Source organism: Agrobacterium sp. K11 (assembly GCF_059429395.1).
The window spans coordinates 15438-34045 of the sequence record NZ_JCAHRB010000009.1 but is presented as its reverse complement, the minus strand read 5'-3'; the positions used below and the strand labels follow the sequence as shown (position 1 = coordinate 34045).

The following is an 18608-nucleotide window of genomic DNA, read 5'->3' as shown; positions in this document are numbered from 1 at the left end:
GCAATGGTGCGACATTTATTTTTCCAACATCGCCATCCACGGTAGCAAGAAATTGCGGCTCATGTTCTCGCGTTTGCACGCGCTTTGCTAAGCTCCGTCGTCGTCTGGGTGAGACGTTCGGCAAGAACGCGCATGACCTTGATGGTAATGTCAGGGAAATCGGACATGAGCTTGAAGAACTGTTCCTTGCCGATACGCAGGGCTTCCACGTTGGTGGAGGCGCGCACGGTTGCGGTTCTGACGCTGTCGCAGAGAATGGCGATTTCACCGACGATCGCATTACCGGTCATTTCGGCCACTTTTAACGTGCCCGACGGAGAATCGACCAGAACATCCACTTTGCCGGTCAAAAGGACGTAGGCCGCATCGCCGACATCTCCCTGCCGGAACAGCATGTCGCCGGTGTGATAGGACACGCGGTCGGATGCGAATGCGAGAAGTTTGAGCTTCGACGGTTCCATTTCCGAAAAAAACGGGACGCGTTTCAGCATTTGAATTTCGTCTTTGAAAAGCATTGCCTTACCCTGTTCTTGTTCCACCTCGGTCACTTTCTTGGATTTATGTTGCGACCATATCCTTGAATGTACCGTTTTCCTGCGCAAGAGTCTCGTAACTTCCATCAGCGCTGATAAGGCCCTGATGGACGACGATGACCCGGTCGAACATGCGCGAGAGCGTCGCATTCGACAGAACCCACACGATCGCCGGGTTATTATTGTTCTGTTTCAGGAATGTGATGACCCGTTCGACAATTTCCTCCTGTTGCCGCGGATCGAGGCCGGGAAGGGGGCGATTGAAGACGTAATAGTCGGACTTGCGGATGAGCGCCCTTGCGAGATTGAGCTTCTGCCGCTGGAGTGGCCCGAGCCGCTTGCCGCCGGCGCCGAGGTTGAAATCCAGACCCACCGCAAGCACACGCTCATAGACGCCCTGCTTGCGCATGACCTCGGCCACGATGTGGGTGATGCGCCGTGATGCGTCGGTATAACGATGGCTGACCTTGCCGAAGAGAATATTGTCCAGAAGGCTGGTGGCACTCATGTATTTCGTCGGATCGTAGATTTCGATCACGTTCTTCAGGCTGTCCGGCAGGTTTTCATGGAACATGTGCCGTACTTCAACGATCCGGTTCATGATTTCCGGTGACAGCAGGCCGAAACGCTGCCGGGGCTCAATGTAGAAGAAGCTCAGCCGCAGCATCGCGCGTCTTTCGCTTTCATTGGCCTCGTCGAAACTCCTGCTCTGAAGACGCTGCAGCATTTGCTGATAGACCGGAACATCGTCGGGCGTCATGAATGTCAGCTGCTGGAAGAAGGGGTGGTCACCCGGCAGGTCGGCGAAGATTTCCACGATGTTTTCGGCAATCGTATACCCCATTTCGAACAGGGTTTTGACGAGGCCGGTTTCGCGCATCAGCGAACGGAAATATTCGCTTTCGATGACGGTTCTGATCGACTGTGATGAGTCGCGCATGGTACCGAACAACAGGTTCTCGCCCACGGTAGCCTCGCTGTTGTAGCTCTCCAGCTCAAACGGAGCGATGAGGCCGCTCAGGTTCTCCTTTTCCAGTTCGGCGCGCAGGACATGTCGCAGTTCCACAATGCGGGCCGCAAGATGCAGGTCGGTCAAAGGGTCGATCGTCGAGCGCAACGCGAATTCCAGAATATCCTGTGAAAGTTCCACGCTGTCGAGCACAGCCAGAACGGCCTGGATGAGGTTTTCCGGTTTGCCATCACCGGCCGGGCTTGAAGCGTAGTCGATCCATTCGCTGTTGATGTCGATCGTCGGATTGCCCGCAAGCTTGGCTTCGCGGATCTCCCATTTGCGGTGTTCCAGCGCTGCACCTTCGTATTGCTTTTCGACAAGCGGTGCATGCTTGAGACCGTAAAGCAGATTGTCCTTCAGGCTGGCGTGGAAAAAATAGCTGTCCGAGGACACATAGGAGATGCGCCGACCCGTCAGCGATTCAGGCAATTCCAATATGTCGACGTCGTTGATGCTCACCTTGCCGGAAGTCGGCCAGAGCGTGCGGCCGATAGCATCCGCGAGCGCCTCTGCTCCCGATCCACCGACGATGGCGATCACCTCGCCTGCCTCGATCTTCAACGATGCCTGTTCCAGAAGCCGGCTGCCGCTATCGTCTTCGAGCGTCAGATTGCTGACGACGATCGGTGCGGCAATTGCCGCGACTGCTCCCGGTGACAGTTTTTGCACCTTGTCATCGATCATGTTCGACGCATCGAACTGCTCGAAGACCTGCTCGTATTTTACCTGAACATCCTGACGCGCCTGATCCCAGTCGATCAGCTCCTTCAGCGGTCCTGGCAGTTCCTTATAAGCATTGATGACGGCAACCAGCTGCCCGACATCGAGGCTGCCCTTGAGCGTGAGATAACCGCCCAGTGCATAAAAGAAGAAAGGGGTGAGCTGCGCGAGGAAGTTATTGATGAATTTGACCAGAAACTTCCACTGGTAGAGATCGTAGCGGATCCTGAAGATGTCGCCGAGCCGGTGCGAGGCATCGGCACGCTCGAAATTGGAGGTGTCATAGGCGTGGATGGTGCCGATGCCGTCGACCATTTCGCCGATGCGCCCGGCAAGCTGGCGTGCGCTCAGCTGCCGCTGGCGCCCGAGTTCGATGAGGCGACGGCGCATTTTGGGGATGATGCCGACCTGGATGGCGGCCATGAAAGCCGCAATAAGACCCAGCCAGAAATTCTGCACGAGAATGAAGAAGAGTGCCGAGAGCGCCTGACCGCCGAGAAGCGCCGGCTGCACAAAGGCGTCGCCGGTAAATCCGCCCAGCGGTTCGACCTCGTCCTTCACCATGCTGGAGATTTCAGCACCCTTGACCCGCTTGAAATGCGTGGGCGGGAACCGCAGGATCCGATCAATAAGTTCGAAACGGATACGCCTGAGAAGTCGCTCGCCGAGGCGGCCCTTGAAGGTGTTGATATAATATTTGAAAAGCCCGTTGATGACGACAAGCGCAAGGAAGGTGAGGCTGAGCGCCATCAGCATCGACATGCGGTTGAGTTCGAGCCCGGGGAAGAGCGTCACGGTGCCCCAATAGGGAATATCGACCGTGAGATGCATGAAAAGCTGTGTCGCGTTTGCCCCTTCGAAGCCGTCTCCCTGAATGGGCCCGTTGACGATCTGTTTGGGCAGATCGAAGGCGAGGAAATAGGGGATCATGGACAGGGCGACGATCAGCAGAATGAAAAGCTGCTGCCGCTTCGTATGCGACCAGATATAACGCGTAAGGCTTTGTTCCATATAAAACTTCTATGACCTGTCGGGCAGGGCCCGGCGTGTTGGTTTGCGCGGTGTCAAGACGGTCAGGCTGCCGGGTGGCGGGATCCCCTCCTGCAAATAGGTATGTGACTCGCTATTTATCAGTATATTCAAGCGGTTTCGAGCAAAATAGCGCCCGTGCCGAGGCTGGCCCACGATCCCCGATATTTGTTTTTGTAACGTGCATTCCACATTCGATATTGAGACGACTACATTTTTAGACTTCCCTAATGTTATTGGTTTTACTGTAGAACAGGACGTTAGGACGCTCCGGTATAGTTATCCCGCAAATGGTTGAGCCGACACAGGCGTAGTGATTGCAAGGTCGATGGCGATAGATATTTCAGAGCGTGCAAGCGGTGAACCGTCCCCTGACATGTTGTCGCTCTCGGGCATTGCATCCGATGGGTCGATCGCACATCCGGTTTCTTTTCAAGGATGCACGGGTGTTTTTCACCCGGCGCGCAAAGAGGTCAAACAGGATCATGCGGTTCTTTTCGTCAGCCCCTGGGGCATGGAGGAACTGTGCACTCGCAAGTTTCAGCGGGTTGTGGCTGAACGGCTGGCGGCGGCCGGCGTCGCCAGCCTGCGATTCGACTATCATGGCGCCGGGGATGCGCTCGATCCGGAGGATGTCGACCGTGCGGCGGATTGGCTTTCCGACACGCGAGCGGCGCTCGATTATCTAAAACGTCTTTCCGGCTGTTCCAGGGTGGTCGTCATCGCTCAGGGTCTCGGCTGTCTGATCGCCATACAGGCGCTCGCCGATGCGGCGGCCGTCGGTTCCATGGCGCTTCTCGCGCCCGTCGTCTCTGGTCGGAGCTATCTTCGCGAACTGGCGATGTGGTCGTCCATGATTGACGATGGCCTTGGTCTTCGTCCCGGGCAGCGCATGGCGGAGGCGGGGGCAATTGCAGGCATGGCCATGCCGGTGGGTGTTGCTGATGCTATCAAGAAGGTCAATCTTGCAAAGCTGGATACCGCTCCTGGGCGCAGCATTCTGGTGCTGACGAGACCGGGCCGGGCGAGCGACAGCGATTTTGCCAAACAACTCGCCGCGATTGGTGCCGAGGTGGGGGAGGCGGAATTTGAGGGATATGACGATCTCGTATCCAGTCCTACACTCTCGAAAATACCCGGCGATGTGGTGAAGCGGCTTCGGGATTGGGTCCTGTCCAAGACCCAGACCACGGATGCGGCGGATCCGCAGGAGGACTTCATCGTCAACACTCCGCAGCGCGGTCGCGGTTTTCTGGAACAGCCGGTGCAATTTGGCGAAGCCGGTCGGCTTTTCGGTGTTTTTTGCGAGCCTGACGATCGGCCGGCGGTCTCCTCGGTCCTTCTGCTGGGCGCGGCCTACGACCGGCATGCGGGTTGGGGCAGGCTTTCCGTGCAAACGGCCCGTTTGCTCGCACGGGAGGGTATCGCTTCGCTGCGGTTCGACGCGGCCAATATTGCCGACAGCCCCCCGGTCAAAAACGCGCCCGATCAGGTTCTTTACGATGCGGCGCAGAATGACGACGTGGCCGCTGCGCTCGATTTTCTCAGTCGGCGTGGCAAAGGACCCGTCGTTGCTGCTGGGCGCTGCAGTGGCGCCTACCTCGCCTTCAATGGCGCGCTTGCCGATGACCGGATCAGCGGGGTGGTTGCGGTTAATCCGGTTGTGTTCCACTGGCGGAAAGGCCGCTCGGTCGATGAAGCGCTGCACAAACCGCCACGGTCCTTTGGGGAATACAGCCAGCGTTTTCGCCAGGGCGCTACGTTCAAGCGTCTCGTCAGCGGCGATGTTGATGTGGTGAGCGCCGGTCGCAATATCGCCAAGGCGACGCTCAAGAAGCTTTCGATAAAAACGGCAAGGCTTTCCCGCCGGGGGAGCGAGGAAGGGCGTGCCGTCTACGGTGCTTTCGACAAGCTCAAGACAAGGGATGTGTCCATTAGCCTGCTTTACAGCGACAATGACGACGGGCTTGAGCATTTCCGGTATTATTTCAACGCCGATGGCAGGGGCCTCTCGGCCTACCGGAATGTGTCGCTGACGATTATTCCTGACGCCGACCATAATCTTTCAACGCCTGAGGCCAGAAAAGCCTACATCGATGCGGTGAAGCTGATGGCTCTAAAAGGAAAATCGCCGGCTGGAGCCTAGCGAGACGACATCGCCGGAAGGGGGCGTTTCGGATGTTACTGTCTCCGGCAGGAGGTTGATTTTTCTGGTTTCACCGGGTGCGAGATGGAACCAGCTTTCCGAGGCGCGGTAATCTTGCGCCGTGATATGGACGGATTGCGCCAGCCGGTCCGTGCCGATCTCGAGCGACCAGATGCCGTTCGCCTCGCTCACCCCCACCTGAAGGTTGGCGGCGTGCAGTGCTTTTTTCCGACCGAGAGGAAAATGGAATGCGTCGGCGATGACAGATCCGGTCGCGACATCGCGGAGCCGGGCTACCGTCACATCATGGGAGGGCGGGCCGAAACGATAGGCATAGGTCGTATCGAAAAAGGCGCCGAACAATTCGGTTGCGGCGATGGTCTGGCTCTGTCGCGGCGAGAGCGTGAGCGGCCGTTTGGCATGGACGACGGGTTGCGTGCCATCGCGCAGGCAGGTCAGTTCCAGCATGGCGTTAAGGTTGTCGCCGGTTTCGTTGATGACATGAATGTCCAGCCCGTTGGTACCTTCATCGGAAAGGCTGACCTGGATGGGACGAAACGCTCTTTTCAGCGCATGCCAGACGGATTTTGGTCTGCCGGTGGCATCGATGATACCCCAGCCAGCGCCGGGAACGAGATCCTGCAAGGTCCACACCAGGGCGCCCCGGCAAGAGGACGCGTCGCGACGCCATTCGGCGAAGGTTGCTTCCATGACCTCGGCAGTGACGGCACGAGACATGTCGAGATAGAGGCCGCCATCCTCCCGACGCAGCACGTCCGGCTCAACGTCGTAAAGCAGTTTCAGATAATGGTCGCGAATATCCTCGAAATCCCAGGAAGCGCCGCGATCGCGTGGCGTGCGCGCCTTCCAGCGCGGATCATGCACCGCCAGTGCGGGAAGATGTCTGTCCAGCGTTTCCTGTTCGGGAATATTGGCGAAGGCCAGGCACTCAGCGGCAAAGCGGAGATTGGCCCGGCGGGCATCTTCCAGCGGACGGCAATAGGCGCCCACACCGTAATAATGACCAACCCCGACATTGGGGAAGAAGGGCAAGGCGCCGCCTGAAGGGGAATTCGCCACATAGGCCGCGTCTGGCCGTTTTTCGGCCAGGACGTTGGGCAAAATTGTCTCGGTGAGCGTTCCCTTCCATATCTGTTCCGGCAGACCGAGCATCGCGCCCTGCTGGTACATTTCGCTACCACCGCAAAAAACGATCAGCGAAGGGGAAAGGGCGGTCGCCTCGAGGAACTGCGAGATTTCCGTAACGATATGCTGGCTGAGCGCCTCATCCTTTGCTGGATAATCAAAATTGGCAAGCATGGCGTCCTGCCAAACCATGATGCCGAGTTCATCGCACAGCGTGAAGAACTCCGGCGTTTCATAGGCCATCGTGCCGCCGATGCGGATCATGTTCATACCGGCTTCGGCAGCTTTTCGAAGCCAAGGCTCATAGTCCGGTCTTGTTCCCGGCAGGCGCACGATGTCGGCGGTCGTCCAGACTGCGCCCCGGCAGAAAACGGGGTGCCCGTTTATCTGGATGCCGAAACCGTTTCCGTCTTCGCCGTAATCCACCTCCACGCGCCTGAAGCCGGTGCGCCCGAGCCTGTGTTGCTTACCATCCAGTTCCAGAACGACTTCATGAAGCGCCGGTCTGCCGTGGGTATGCGGCCACCAAGTCTCGACATCGGGTATCCGGAGTTCGCCCAAGAATTCGCCGTTTTCACCTCTGGAAAGATCGGTGCTGTAACCGGCGCAGGTGAGCCGTGCGGATGGAATGTCGTGGTTCGCCTCCAGGGCGATGTTGACCGTTCCCGTCCCGGTTTCGTCGAGCGAGGACCGGACTGTGCAAAGCACGCCTGCCTGTCTTCTAAGGCTGATGGGTCGCCATGGGCCGGCGGCATGGATTTCCGGGCACCAGCCTGGCATATATCCGAGCGCCGTGGTGCGGATCAGCCGCAGACCTTGGGTGTTCATCATCTGCGGACGCCAGCGGGCGCGGGGACCGGTTTTTTCGAGCCTTGGCGAAAGTGCCCGGAAGCAGATCGAAAGTTCGTCCGCGCCCGTCAGTTCAACCGGCACTTCCAGCCTTTCGAACATGCTCTGGCTGGCGGCGATCAGTTCGCCGTTGAGGAAGATTTCTGCAATCGTCGACAGGCCGTCGAAGCGCAGGATCGCCCGCTCCCGCACATCGGAAATCATCGTCAGACGGTACCAGGCATCCCTGTCGTTCAATGGTGTCGGATTGAAACGGTCGAATTTCCCGGCCAGTTCCAGAGCTTGCGCCACTGTTCCGGGAACGGATACGTGAAAGCTTTCAAGAGTTGCGGGAATTTCCGAGGGCGTTTCGCAGGCATTGGCGGACGTCAGTGTCAGCGTCCAGCCTTCACTCAGCAATTTTTCGCTTTCGCGCGGAAGATAAGTCCTCACGCGGCCTCGCTGGTGTTCGACAATTTCGCCGCAAGGGCTTCCATCACACCATCCCATGCTTCCGCAGCCGGATCGAGCACCGAGGCGAGCGCGTCGAATTTACGGCGTGTGACGGCGCGAGCGAGCTGGAACTGCACGGTCTTGGCGACCTCGGATATGCGCAGCGCGTGGTCTCGCGCTTCAGCAAATTCGCTCTTGTCCAGCCATTCGAGGTGGCTCGCCGCCAGTTCGAAATTGGCGCCGAGCTGGCGCAGCGTATTGAAGGCATATTTGTGGAAAAAGCCAAACGGACGGTCTGCCACCTTCTCGACCTGAGCCGGAAACACGGCTGCAAAAGACCTGACCGGATTGTCGGATGGTCGCCGTGAAAAATGAAACTTCAGCAGCCGTTCGGCCGTTTTGCGGATATGCGCCTGCGAAGGGTTGCTGTCTGCAAATTTCGCAAATTCCGTATAGGGCAGGAAGGGCGGCTCGCTCTCTCTCAGATGATGCTGGAACAGGCCGTCGAAATCTTCGCCCGACAGGTGGAAAAAGCCGGCATTATGAAAATAATCGAGTTCCCGGTTTGCAAGGTCCAGCCGGTTGATGGCGATGGTGGTCTTGCCATGTTCCTTCCGGTAACCCACCCCGTGGGTATCGGGCATATAGAAGCTGTCCATCTCGATCAGGCAGATGCGACCGCGCTCCAGCTGCGCTTCGATATGGTTTTCTACCCGGTCGAAGATCGCAAGTTCGGTGGCTCGAACGCCATAAAGTGCTTCCAGATCTTCCAGCGGCACCTTGAAGAAGGTGAACTGGTCGCCTTCGAAATCCTGCGTCAGGGTGAAGCCGAACATGGCCTCAGGCGGCAACCCTTTCGAGGCCAGCACCTCGATCCACAAATCGATGTAGCAATTGGTCTCCGGCCACATTCTTTCCGACGAATGAAGCGAGTGCTGCACATAGTTTTTGGGATCGAGACCGGGGAAAATCTGCCGCATGAATGGTTAGCCCCAGAGTGTTTTCAAGGCCTTTTCGGGCCATGTTTTTACATCCAGTCCGTGATGCGCAAAAAGTGCCAGCGCAATGCGCTCAAGGCCGAAACCGACGCAGGCGGTGTGAGCCACATCACCATTGTCGAGGTTCAATCCCCATTTCTGGCCAAAGGCGTCCTGATGGTAATTGAAGCTCATGCAGGCCGTCGGGTTGGTGGCGGATGTGACGGGGATCAACAGTTCGAATTTCAGGTTCTGGTCGCGCTGGTTGTTGGCGAGCATTTTGCCGGCGCGGCCGAAGAAGGGATCGTTGGCCACGTCGATGGTCACTTCAAGGCCCACGGCTTCCATCATCGCCACGCCGCGATCCATCCATGTCTGGCGGAATTCGGTCACATCACTCTCCGTGCCCATGCGCACATATTCCCGCATGCGGAAAAGCTGCTGACGTGCCGGGTCCTTCGAGGGTTCATGGCGGAAACAATAGGACTGGATGTCGTAGAGACCGCCGCCGGAAGGCAATGCGCCGCGCTTGGCGATGGTCGGATAAAGAGGGTAGCAAGCGGCCGGCGTCAGCACGATATCGGTTGCTTTCTGGTCCTTTGTCCAGTCGCCGCCCTCATCCATGGATTTGAGAAGGCTGACATGGTCAAGTTCGCAACCGCAGAAGGAATGCACCGTGCCCGCAAGCTGCGGGAAGCTTTTCATGTAACCGCTCTTTTCGAAATAGGCGCGGTTGATGCCGGGCGGGAAGCGGATCGCCTCTGCACTGTCCGGGCCGCCGGTGCGGTCGATCAGGCGTTCGAATGCGGCAATGACGTCCTCGAACTGGCCGCTGCGTCCGTAAAGACCATCGACACCCGTTTCAATCAGCAGGCCTTCTTCGAACAGTCGATCGAGAAACGATGTTTGCATATCCATGGTCTTATCCCAAGAGGCTGGTGTCCTGCTTGTGAACCAGCAGGAGATTGGCGGAATTGCCGAGAATACGGTCGTTGGAAATCATCAGGCGCGCGGAATGCGCGTCGCGAAGGTGTCGGCCAAGGCTGTAGGGCGTACCGTTCTTGTAACCCATGATGCCGCAGACCAGCATCGCTTGGTCGATGATCTCTAGAATGGTTTCCGAAGAACAGATCTTCACATTGTTCATGGCAACCGCGAACGCCATGGACATCAGCTTGTCCGGGTCGCTCTTGGTGTCTTCGTAAGCCTTTACGCCCGCAATGACGTTGGATTTGACCACCTGCAATTTCGTGGAAATTTCGGCAATGTGGATAGCGCCTGGCGGTGTGACACCGGGCGACTTGCGTGCAGCCGTCCTGACGAAGGATTGCGCGCGCAGCACCGCATCCGACGCGATGCCATACCAAACGGCGCTCCACAGAAGATGCGAGCTTGCAAGCATGGATTGCGCAGCGATTTCCGCAAATGGTTTTGGGAATATCTGCACCGCCGGTGCCTCGCCGCGGAACAGGAAACCGTCCGAACAGGTGCCGCGCATGCCGAGTGTGTCCCAGACATGGGTCTTCTCGAGCCTGTACTGATCTTTCAGGAAGACGGTCATCACCTGATCGGCCGGGGCGGCATCCTTGTGGGCGCGCGAGGTGATGAGGATGGCATCCGCATTGCTGCCGTAGGAAATGACGGTGGCGTCCTTCTCCAGCCGGCAAATGTCTCCTTCGACCTCGATAGCGCAGATGGAATTGCGCAGATTGCCGCCGATTCCGCCTTCGGTCGTGGCCGAGGCGAGCAGAAGCTGTTCGCTTGCAATGCGGCTCATGAAGCCCGCATGCCATGGGCTTGTCTCGCCGTGTTCCACAAGGCTCGATGCCTTGATGTGGTGCATGGCGAAAATCATCGCGGTTGCCGAACAGGCCTGGCCAAGCCGGGCGCAGATATCGGCGATTTGCTGTATGGATGCGCCTTCGCCACCAAGAGAGGACGGGACCTGAATGCCGAGAAGGCGCTCTTGTCTCAGCGCCTGGACGGCTTCCTCCGGGAAGCGACCGGTGACGTCCACCTCGTCCGCGTGTTTGGCGGCAATTGCTGCGACGCGGCTTGCGCGCGCGGACAGCGTTTCATCCTGCGGCGCAACGGTCACATTCATCAGGCTGCCTCTTTACCATCCAGAATGAGCTTAACGGTGTCTTCAATGGCCTTGATGCTGGCAAAGGACTTGCGGTTCAAGAGGTTGTCGGGGAATTCGATATCGAAAGCTTCCTCGATACCCAGCATCAATTGCACCGATGCAAAGGAAGAAAGACCCGCCGCATAAAGATCTGCTTCGTTTTCAATCGTATCGACGGGGGTAGGAAGCTGGCCGAATTTTGCCAGTATTTCACGAATAGTCGCATTCATTCCGACTTATCTCCCATGAATTTAACATCAGGATGGTTTGTGCTTATCGTTAATTTGAAAACGATAATATTCGCCTAAACCGTTAGGTTAATTACCACTAACGGCGCTTTTGTTGTTCGTCCACCTTTGCCAGCCATCAGCAGCACCCTTGACAAATGTCGGGCGGTGTTTTCTCTTGTGTCCATTCACCAGGGGTGTCCCGTCAAGGGGCTGAGATTCTGCTTTTATGCGCAGTGACCCGTTGAACCTGATCCAGTTCATACTGGCGTAGGGACGGTGCAAAGACCGAAGGTCGGATTGCGTGTAACTTGCGCTGCCGACGCGTCGGTATTTTCCATCATTCCGGCTCGAACTGGGTCTCCACTGTCAAACTTTGGAGCCTCATGATGAATATCGTTGCCAAGAATATCCCGCTTGTCGTCACAACCGGGCCGCATCCCGCCTCCACGAAAATCCACAAAACCGGAATTTTGCATCCGCATATTCGCGTGCCCATGCGCGAAATCGCCGTCCACCCGACGGCGGGCGAACCGCCGGTCACGGTCTATGATTCCTCAGGCCCCTATACCGATCCATTGCATAACGTTCTGATCGAAAAGGGTCTGCCACGCCTGCGTCACGACTGGGTTGTAGCGCGCGGCGATGTCGCGGCTTACGACGGTCGGCACGTCAAACCGGAGGATAACGGCTTTGCCACCGGCGAGCGCCTGACGCCGGAATTCGCCGTGCGCCACCAGCCGCTGAGGGCCACGGAAGGAAAAGCCGTAACGCAGCTTGCCTATGCGCGGGCAGGCATCATCACGCCGGAAATGGAGTTCATCGCCATCCGCGAAAATCTGGGGCGCGAAGCGGCGAAGGAGAAGCTGGCTCGTGATGGCGAGAGTTTTGGCGCGCAGATACCCGATTATGTGACGCCGGAGTTCGTCCGTCAGGAAGTCGCATCGGGTCGCGCCATCATCCCTGCCAACATCAATCACCCCGAGCTTGAGCCGATGATCATCGGCCGTAATTTTCTGGTCAAGATCAACGCCAATATCGGCAATTCCGCCGTCACTTCCTCCATGGCCGAAGAGGTGGAGAAGATGGTCTGGGCGATCCGCTGGGGTGCCGATACCGTCATGGACCTTTCGACCGGGCGCAACATCCACAATATCCGCGAATGGATCATCCGCAATTCGCCGGTACCGATCGGCACAGTGCCGCTTTATCAGGCGCTGGAGAAGGTCAACGGCATTGCCGAGGACCTGAATTGGGAAGTGTTCCGCGACACGTTGATCGAACAGGCGGAGCAAGGCGTGGATTATTTCACCATCCATGCCGGTGTTCGGCTGCATTACATTCCGCTTACCGTCAACCGTGTCACCGGTATCGTCTCACGCGGCGGGTCGATTATGGCCAAGTGGTGTCTGCATCATCACAAGGAAAGCTTCCTCTATGAGCATTTCGACGAGATCTGCGACATCTGCCGTGCCTATGATGTTTCCTTCTCGCTGGGTGACGGGTTGCGGCCCGGTTCGATTGCCGACGCCAACGACGCCGCGCAATTTGCCGAGCTGGAGACGCTCGGTGAGTTGACACAGATCGCATGGGCGAAGGATTGCCAGGTCATGATTGAGGGCCCCGGCCATGTGCCGATGCACAAGATCAAGGAGAACATGGACAAGCAGTTGAAGACATGCGGTGAGGCGCCCTTTTATACGCTTGGGCCGCTAACGACCGATATCGCCCCCGGTTACGACCACATCACTTCCGGCATCGGGGCAGCGATGATCGGCTGGTTTGGCACGGCGATGCTCTGCTATGTCACGCCGAAGGAACATCTGGGTCTGCCTGATCGTAACGACGTGAAGGTCGGTGTCATCACCTACAAGATCGCGGCTCACGCTGCCGATCTCGCCAAGGGTCATCCGGCAGCACAGGTGCGGGACGATGCGCTGTCGCGTGCAAGGTTCGAGTTCCGTTGGGAAGACCAGTTCAACCTGTCGCTGGATCCGGACACGGCGCGCTCCTTCCATGACGAGACCCTGCCGAAGGAGGCGCACAAGGTCGCACATTTCTGCTCGATGTGCGGGCCGAAATTCTGCTCGATGCGGATTTCCCACGACATCCGCGCCGAGGCGCAGAAGGAAGGGCTGGAGGCCATGGCCGCGCGCTTCAAGGAAGGTGGCGAGCTTTACATGCCGCTCGCGACCCCGGCAGACGGCCAGTAGCATGCGTGTCCTTGTCAAGGGAACGGGGGTCGCCGGTCTGACGGCGGCCTTCGAACTGGCGCGGCGCGGTGCAACCGTGGAGGTTTCGGAGCGCAATGCTGAAGCCTCGCGCGGCGCATCCTTTTACGCGGGCGGAATGCTGGCGCCCTGGTGCGAGCGTGAAAGTGCGGACGAGGCGGTACTAATGCTCGGCCAGGCGGCTCTCGACTGGTGGGATGAGGCGACCCCCGGCCTTGTCATCAGACACGGCACGCTGGTCGTCGCGCCCGCCCGCGACAAAGCCGAGCTTTCGCGTTTCGCATCCAGAACCGCAGGGTACCGATGGGTGGATGAGGGTGAAATCGCCGCTCTGGAGCCTGACCTTGCCGGGCGGTTCCGCTCCGGGCTTTATTTCCCGGGCGAGGGGCATCTCGATCCGCGCCTTGCGCTCAAATCGCTGCATACGCGGCTTTGCGGCTTGGGCGTGCGGTTTCATATGGGTATTCCGGTGGATGAGCAGCCGTTCGATCGGGTGGTGGATTGCACGGGCGCTGCGGCGGTGGGCGAGATTGCCAATCTTCGCGGCGTGCGGGGAGAAATGCTCTATCTCGCCACGTCAGAGGTTTCCCTGTCGCGCGCCGTCCGGCTCTTACATCCGCGCATTCCGCTTTACATTGTGCCGCGTGAGCCGGGTCGCTTCATGGTGGGGGCGACGATGATCGAGACAGAGGATGCCGGAGCCATTTCAGCGCGCTCGATGATGGAGTTTCTGAACGCCGCCTATGCCGTACATCCGGCCTTCGGCGAAGCGGAAATCATCGAGACCGGAACGGGCGTGCGCCCCGCCTATCCCGACAATCTGCCGAAAGTTACGCAGGACGGCCGGACCGTCTTCATCAACGGCGCCCACCGGCATGGCTTCCTGCTGTCGCCGGCGATGGCGCGGCAGGCGGCTGAAATCGTCTGCCAAGATATCTCTGGAAAGGAACAGGATCATGAAACTTCTGGTGAATGGCGACGAGCTTGATCTCGCCACCGAGACGCTGGCCGGGTTACTCACCAGCCTCGATTATGAAGGCGAGTGGCTGGCGACGGCGGTCAATGGCGATCTGGTGCATTCGGAAGAGCGCGCCGATTATCGATTGAAGGCGTTCGACCGTGTCGAAATCCTTTCGCCGATGCAGGGAGGTTGAGGCCATGCTGACGCTTTATGGCCGTGAGGTCTCGTCGCGCCTCCTGCTCGGCACGGCGCGTTATCCGTCTCCCGCCGTACTTGCCGATGCAGTGCGGGCCAGCAACACGGATATTCTGACGATTTCGCTGCGTCGGGAAACGGCAGGCGGCAAGAAGGGTGGCCAGTTTTTCGAGCTGATCCGCGAGCTGGATCGTTACATTCTGCCCAATACGGCTGGCTGCCATACCGTGAAGGAAGCGGTGCTGACGGCGAAGATGGCGCGTGAGGTTTTTCACACCAACTGGATCAAGTTGGAGGTCATCGGCCATCACGACACCTTGCAGCCCGATGTGTTTGCGCTCGTCGAAGCGGCGAAAATTCTCTGCGACGATGGTTTCGAAGTCTTTCCGTATACGACTGATGATCTTGTCGTGGCGGAAAAGCTCCTGGATGCGGGTTGCAAGGTGCTGATGCCCTGGTGCGCGCCGATCGGCAGCGCCATGGGGCCGCTTAATCTGATGGCGCTGAAATCCATGCGGGCGCGTTTTCCGGATGTGCCGCTGATCGTCGATGCCGGTATCGGCCGGCCGTCACATGCGGTGACGGTGATGGAGCTTGGTTACGATGCCGTTCTGCTCAACACGGCGGTCGCGGGGGCGGGTGACCCGGTCGGCATGGCGGAAGCTTTCGCCCGCGCCATTGAGGCCGGGCATCAGGCTTTTGTGGCGGGGCCGCTGGAGCCGAGAGATATGGCCATTCCCTCGACACCGGTGATTGGCACGGCGGTATTTTCCTGATTCACCTTTTGCGTTGACAGTGCCCCGTGGCGGCGGGATACCGGGAGAAAAGGGGAACGGCATGGCGGCACGAAATAATCTTCTGACGGATATCAATGGGATTTTGGTCGGCAATGTCACCGATCTTGCACTCGGCTCCGGCGTCACCGCAATCGTTTTCGAAAAACCCGTAATCGCCTCCGGTTCGGTTCTTGGCGGGGCGCCCGGTGGTCGTGATACCGGCCTGCTCGACCCGGCGATGACGGTGGAAACCGTGGATGCCTTCGTACTTTCAGGCGGTTCGGCTTTCGGGCTGGATGCGGCGGGTGGTGTTCAGGCCGGTCTGCGCGAGATCGGGCGTGGCCTGCAAGTCGGTTCCACCCGTGTTCCCATTGTGCCGCAGGCGATCCTCATGGATCTGCTGAATGGTGGCAACAAGGAGTGGGGGCTGCATTCGCCCTATCGCGAGATGGGCTATGCGGCTTTCAGGGCGGCGCGTGCGGAGCCCTTCGGGCTTGGAACAGTCGGCGCGGGAACGGGGGCGACCACCGCCACCTTCAAGGGCGGACTTGGTTCGGCAAGCGCTATCAGTTCCGGCGGTTACAAGGTGGCGGCCATCGTCGCCGTCAATGCGCTTGGCTCGGCAACCGTTGGCAGCAGCCGCCATTTCTGGTCTGCGCCTTTTGAAGAGCAGGGCGAGTTCGGCGACTGCGGTTTTCCTGATCGTTTCGAACCGGATCATACCGCGCTTCGTCTCAAGGGCGTCAACCTCACCGCGACGACCATCGGCGCCGTGGTCACCGATGCCGTCCTTACCAAAGCGCAGGCGCACCGCCTTTCCATCACGGCGCATGACGGGCTGGCGCGCGCCGTGCTGCCCGCCCATCTGCCGAGCGACGGCGACACCATGTTTTCGGCTGCGACCGGTGAGAAGCCGCTTGAGGGCGGCGCTCATTTCGCGGAACTCTGCCATCTCGCTACCATCGTTATGGCGCGCGCAGTGGCGCGCGGTGTTTACGAGGCGACGGCTCTGCCGCAGCTCGGTGCGCAGAAAGCCTATCGCGATCTTCATGGCCGGGGTTTCTAGCCGATGAGCAATATACATCAGCCACTGAAGCCCGTTCTCCGCATCGATTTTCCGCCCGGAGATCGTCTCGGCCATGGTAAGATCGAGTTGATGGCGCTGATTGTCGAGACCGGTTCGATCTCGGCCGCCGGGCGAGCGATGGACATGTCCTATCGCCGTGCATGGCTGCTTGCGGATGCGCTGAACCATATGTTCAGGCAGCCGGTGATCGAGTCCCAGCGGGGCGGCAAGCAGGGTGGTGGGGCTGCGCTGACCGCATTCGGTGCCGAATTGCTTGAACGTTATCGCAGCATGGAAAAGCGGATGGATGAGGCCCTGCGCAAGGATATCGACTGGCTTGAGGCCAACCGCAATCCTGATGCCGCCATCACTAATACGGATCGAGAGCCGCCGACTTTATGATCGCATGTACCGGTTTCCCGGGTTCCAGCTGGAGACGTTCGCGCGACAGATCGGTGATACGCGACTGGATAATATCGCCGCCGCAATCCACCTGAACGGTTACCATGCCATCTTCGCTGGTCGAGATGCCGGCAATATGGCCTTCGAGGATGTTAAGTGCGCTCAGGCCTTCGGGTTTTGCCGTGGCAAGCATGACGTCACGCGCCGGTATCAGCACGCGTGCCGGGGTGCGGGGTGTTCCTCTTTTTGCTGGAACCTGCAGGAGCGACGAGCAGAGCCTTACGGCAGCAAGCCCGTGCCTTTCATCGAAGCTTTCGATGTGTCCCGAAAGGATGCTGCCCGCTTCTCGTCGCTCAAGATGTGCGCTAAAATCCGACCGTGACAGCACGTCGGCCGCTTTTCCCTGTACCTCCACCTTGCCGTCCTTCATAACAACTATGCGGTCGGCAAGGCGGGCGACTTCCTGGATGGAGTGGCTGACATAGACGATCGGGATTTTCGTCTCGTCGCGCAGCCGTTCCAGATAAGGGATGATCTCGGCCTTTCGTTCCTCGTCCAGTGAGGCGAGAGGTTCGTCCATCAACAGTAGTCTGGGCGATGACAGGAGTGCGCGGCCGATGGCGACCCGCTGTTTTTCACCGCCGGAAAGCTTGTTCGGACGACGCTGGAGAAGATGGCCGATGCCAAGCATATCGATAATGCGGTTTTCATTCGCCCGCTCAGATTTTTCCGTAGCGAACCATTTGCCGTAGTTCAGGTTCTGGGCAACGCTGAGATGAGGAAACAGCCGCGCTTCCTGAAAAACATAACCAAAATGGCGCCTGTGCGCCGGCAGGAACAGGCGCTTTCCGCTATCGGCCAGCACTTCGCCATCGAGCGATACCTGACCACTATCTGGCCGCAGCAGACCTGCGATGATGCGGATCATCGACGTCTTACCGGAGCCAGAGCGTCCGAAAAGCGCTGTAACGCCGCCATCAGAGGTGAATGACGCGTTGAGTTCGAAGTAGCCGAGGCGGTGGCGGGTGGAGACAGAAAGCGTCATTCCATGCTCACCCGTTTGCCGATGATGCGGGCCAGAAACTCCGAGACGAGCAAGGCCAACATGGAAATCACGACGGAAACGATGGTCAGCCGCAATGCGCCTGCATCGCCGCCCGGAACCTGCGTGAAAGTGTAGATGGCAGCGGACAGCGTCTGGGTTTCGCCGGGAATATTGGAAACGAAGGTGATGGTCGCGCCGAATTCGCCCATGGCCTTGGCGAAAGCGAGGATCATGCCCGCGATGATGCCGGGCAGGATCAGGGGAAGCGTGACGGTGAGGAACACCCATAGGGGGCTTGCACCCAGGGTTCCGGCCGCCTCTTCCAGCTTGCTGTCCACCGCTTCGATGGAGAGGCGGATGGAGCGCACCATCAGCGGAAACGCCATGACGGCGCATGCGAGCGCCGCCCCCGTCCAGCGAAAGGAAAAGACGATGCCGAACCAGCTGTCAAGAAACTGGCCGATGGCGCCTCTGCGGCCGAAGAGGACGAGCAGCAGAAAGCCGGTGACGACGGGCGGCAGAATGAGCGGCAGGTGGACGATGCCGTTGAGCAGCGACTTGCCCCAGAAGCGCCCGCGCGCCAGCGCGACGGCAACCGCAATGCCGAAGGGCAGGCTGGCGAACATGGCGATGGAGGACACCCACAGGCTGAGCCTGATCGCCGTCCATTCTTCAGGGCTGAGTGTCCACCAATGCAAAGCCATATCCTACAATCGTCATCTCTCGCGGTCCCATA

General features: G+C 58.9%; 16 protein-coding genes and 1 riboswitch. Of the genes, 7 read left to right on the top strand and 9 right to left on the bottom strand.

The features are described from left to right. Positions 1-59: 59 nt before the first annotated feature. Positions 60-515, bottom strand: coding sequence for a cyclic nucleotide-binding domain-containing protein (locus tag AC5SEO_RS16810; RefSeq protein ID WP_003516807.1), 456 nt, complete (start codon positions 513-515; stop codon positions 60-62). A 43-nt stretch (positions 516-558) separates the two neighbouring features. Beyond that, positions 559-3276, bottom strand: a complete 2718-nt coding sequence (locus tag AC5SEO_RS16805; protein ID WP_003516808.1) for an ABC transporter ATP-binding protein — start codon at positions 3274-3276, stop codon at positions 559-561. A gap of 346 nt (positions 3277-3622) precedes the next feature. On the opposite strand from AC5SEO_RS16805, the gene AC5SEO_RS16800 reads away from it, so the two are divergent. Beyond that, positions 3623-5440, top strand: coding sequence for a serine aminopeptidase domain-containing protein (locus tag AC5SEO_RS16800; protein ID WP_113291866.1), 1818 nt, complete (start codon positions 3623-3625; stop codon positions 5438-5440). Here the strand turns inward: AC5SEO_RS16800 and AC5SEO_RS16795 are convergent. From AC5SEO_RS16795 to AC5SEO_RS16775, 5 genes are read right to left on the bottom strand one after another with little or no spacing between them, the layout of a single operon-like run. Then, positions 5411-7867 carry a glycosyl hydrolase 2 galactose-binding domain-containing protein gene (locus AC5SEO_RS16795; protein WP_113291867.1) on the bottom strand — a complete coding sequence of 819 codons (2457 nt, stop codon included), beginning with the start codon at positions 7865-7867 and terminating at the stop codon, positions 5411-5413. The genes AC5SEO_RS16800 and AC5SEO_RS16795 overlap by 30 nt on opposite strands. Then, positions 7864-8847 (bottom strand): DUF1839 family protein, encoded by a 984-nt coding sequence (locus AC5SEO_RS16790; RefSeq protein WP_174068645.1) that lies wholly within the window; start codon positions 8845-8847, stop codon positions 7864-7866. The genes AC5SEO_RS16795 and AC5SEO_RS16790 overlap by 4 nt, the downstream gene beginning before the upstream one ends. Before the next feature lie 6 nt (positions 8848-8853). Continuing rightward, positions 8854-9762 carry an amino acid--[acyl-carrier-protein] ligase gene (locus AC5SEO_RS16785; RefSeq protein ID WP_013636844.1) on the bottom strand — a complete coding sequence of 303 codons (909 nt, stop codon included), beginning with the start codon at positions 9760-9762 and terminating at the stop codon, positions 8854-8856. A gap of 4 nt (positions 9763-9766) precedes the next feature. Next, positions 9767-10948 carry an acyl-CoA dehydrogenase family protein gene (locus AC5SEO_RS16780; RefSeq protein WP_019566091.1) on the bottom strand — a complete coding sequence of 394 codons (1182 nt, stop codon included), beginning with the start codon at positions 10946-10948 and terminating at the stop codon, positions 9767-9769. Then, positions 10948-11199: an acyl carrier protein gene (locus AC5SEO_RS16775; protein WP_003492279.1), complete on the bottom strand. Its 252-nt coding sequence runs from the start codon at positions 11197-11199 to the stop codon at positions 10948-10950. Before AC5SEO_RS16775 ends, AC5SEO_RS16780 begins: the two co-directional genes overlap by 1 nt. Positions 11200-11379: 180 nt before the next feature. Further along, positions 11380-11491, top strand: a riboswitch (TPP riboswitch). Positions 11492-11585: 94 nt separating this feature from the next. On the opposite strand from AC5SEO_RS16775, the gene thiC reads away from it, so the two are divergent. The 6 genes from thiC to AC5SEO_RS16745 all read left to right on the top strand — a co-directional run bounded on the left by thiC (position 11586) and on the right by AC5SEO_RS16745 (position 16827). Continuing rightward, the gene (thiC, locus tag AC5SEO_RS16770; RefSeq protein WP_003516819.1) at positions 11586-13409 is read left to right on the top strand and encodes a phosphomethylpyrimidine synthase ThiC; all 1824 of its coding nucleotides are present in this window, start codon (positions 11586-11588) and stop codon (positions 13407-13409) included. A 1-nt stretch (position 13410) separates the two neighbouring features. Next, the gene (thiO, locus tag AC5SEO_RS16765) at positions 13411-14415 is read left to right on the top strand and encodes a glycine oxidase ThiO (protein ID WP_019566093.1); all 1005 of its coding nucleotides are present in this window, start codon (positions 13411-13413) and stop codon (positions 14413-14415) included. Next, positions 14384-14581, top strand: coding sequence for a sulfur carrier protein ThiS (gene thiS, locus AC5SEO_RS16760; protein ID WP_003516823.1), 198 nt, complete (start codon positions 14384-14386; stop codon positions 14579-14581). The genes thiO and thiS overlap by 32 nt, the downstream gene beginning before the upstream one ends. A gap of 4 nt (positions 14582-14585) precedes the next feature. Continuing rightward, positions 14586-15359: a thiazole synthase gene (locus tag AC5SEO_RS16755; protein WP_003516825.1), complete on the top strand. Its 774-nt coding sequence runs from the start codon at positions 14586-14588 to the stop codon at positions 15357-15359. A gap of 61 nt (positions 15360-15420) precedes the next feature. Next, positions 15421-16425: a P1 family peptidase gene (locus AC5SEO_RS16750; RefSeq protein ID WP_495363901.1), complete on the top strand. Its 1005-nt coding sequence runs from the start codon at positions 15421-15423 to the stop codon at positions 16423-16425. 3 nt (positions 16426-16428) lie between these two features. After that, a complete protein-coding gene (locus AC5SEO_RS16745; RefSeq protein ID WP_174068644.1) occupies positions 16429-16827 on the top strand; it encodes a winged helix-turn-helix domain-containing protein in 399 nt (132 codons plus the stop codon). Here AC5SEO_RS16745 and modC read toward each other — a convergent pair. Together modC and modB are read right to left on the bottom strand one after the other, a co-directional pair. Further along, positions 16796-17872, bottom strand: coding sequence for a molybdenum ABC transporter ATP-binding protein (gene modC / locus AC5SEO_RS16740; RefSeq protein ID WP_019566094.1), 1077 nt, complete (start codon positions 17870-17872; stop codon positions 16796-16798). The two genes, AC5SEO_RS16745 and modC, sit on opposite strands and share 32 nt — an antisense overlap. Next, complete coding sequence (modB, locus tag AC5SEO_RS16735) at positions 17869-18576, bottom strand: molybdate ABC transporter permease subunit (RefSeq protein ID WP_003516834.1); 708 nt, start codon at positions 18574-18576, stop codon at positions 17869-17871. The genes modC and modB overlap by 4 nt, the downstream gene beginning before the upstream one ends. Positions 18577-18608: the final 32 nt, after the last annotated feature.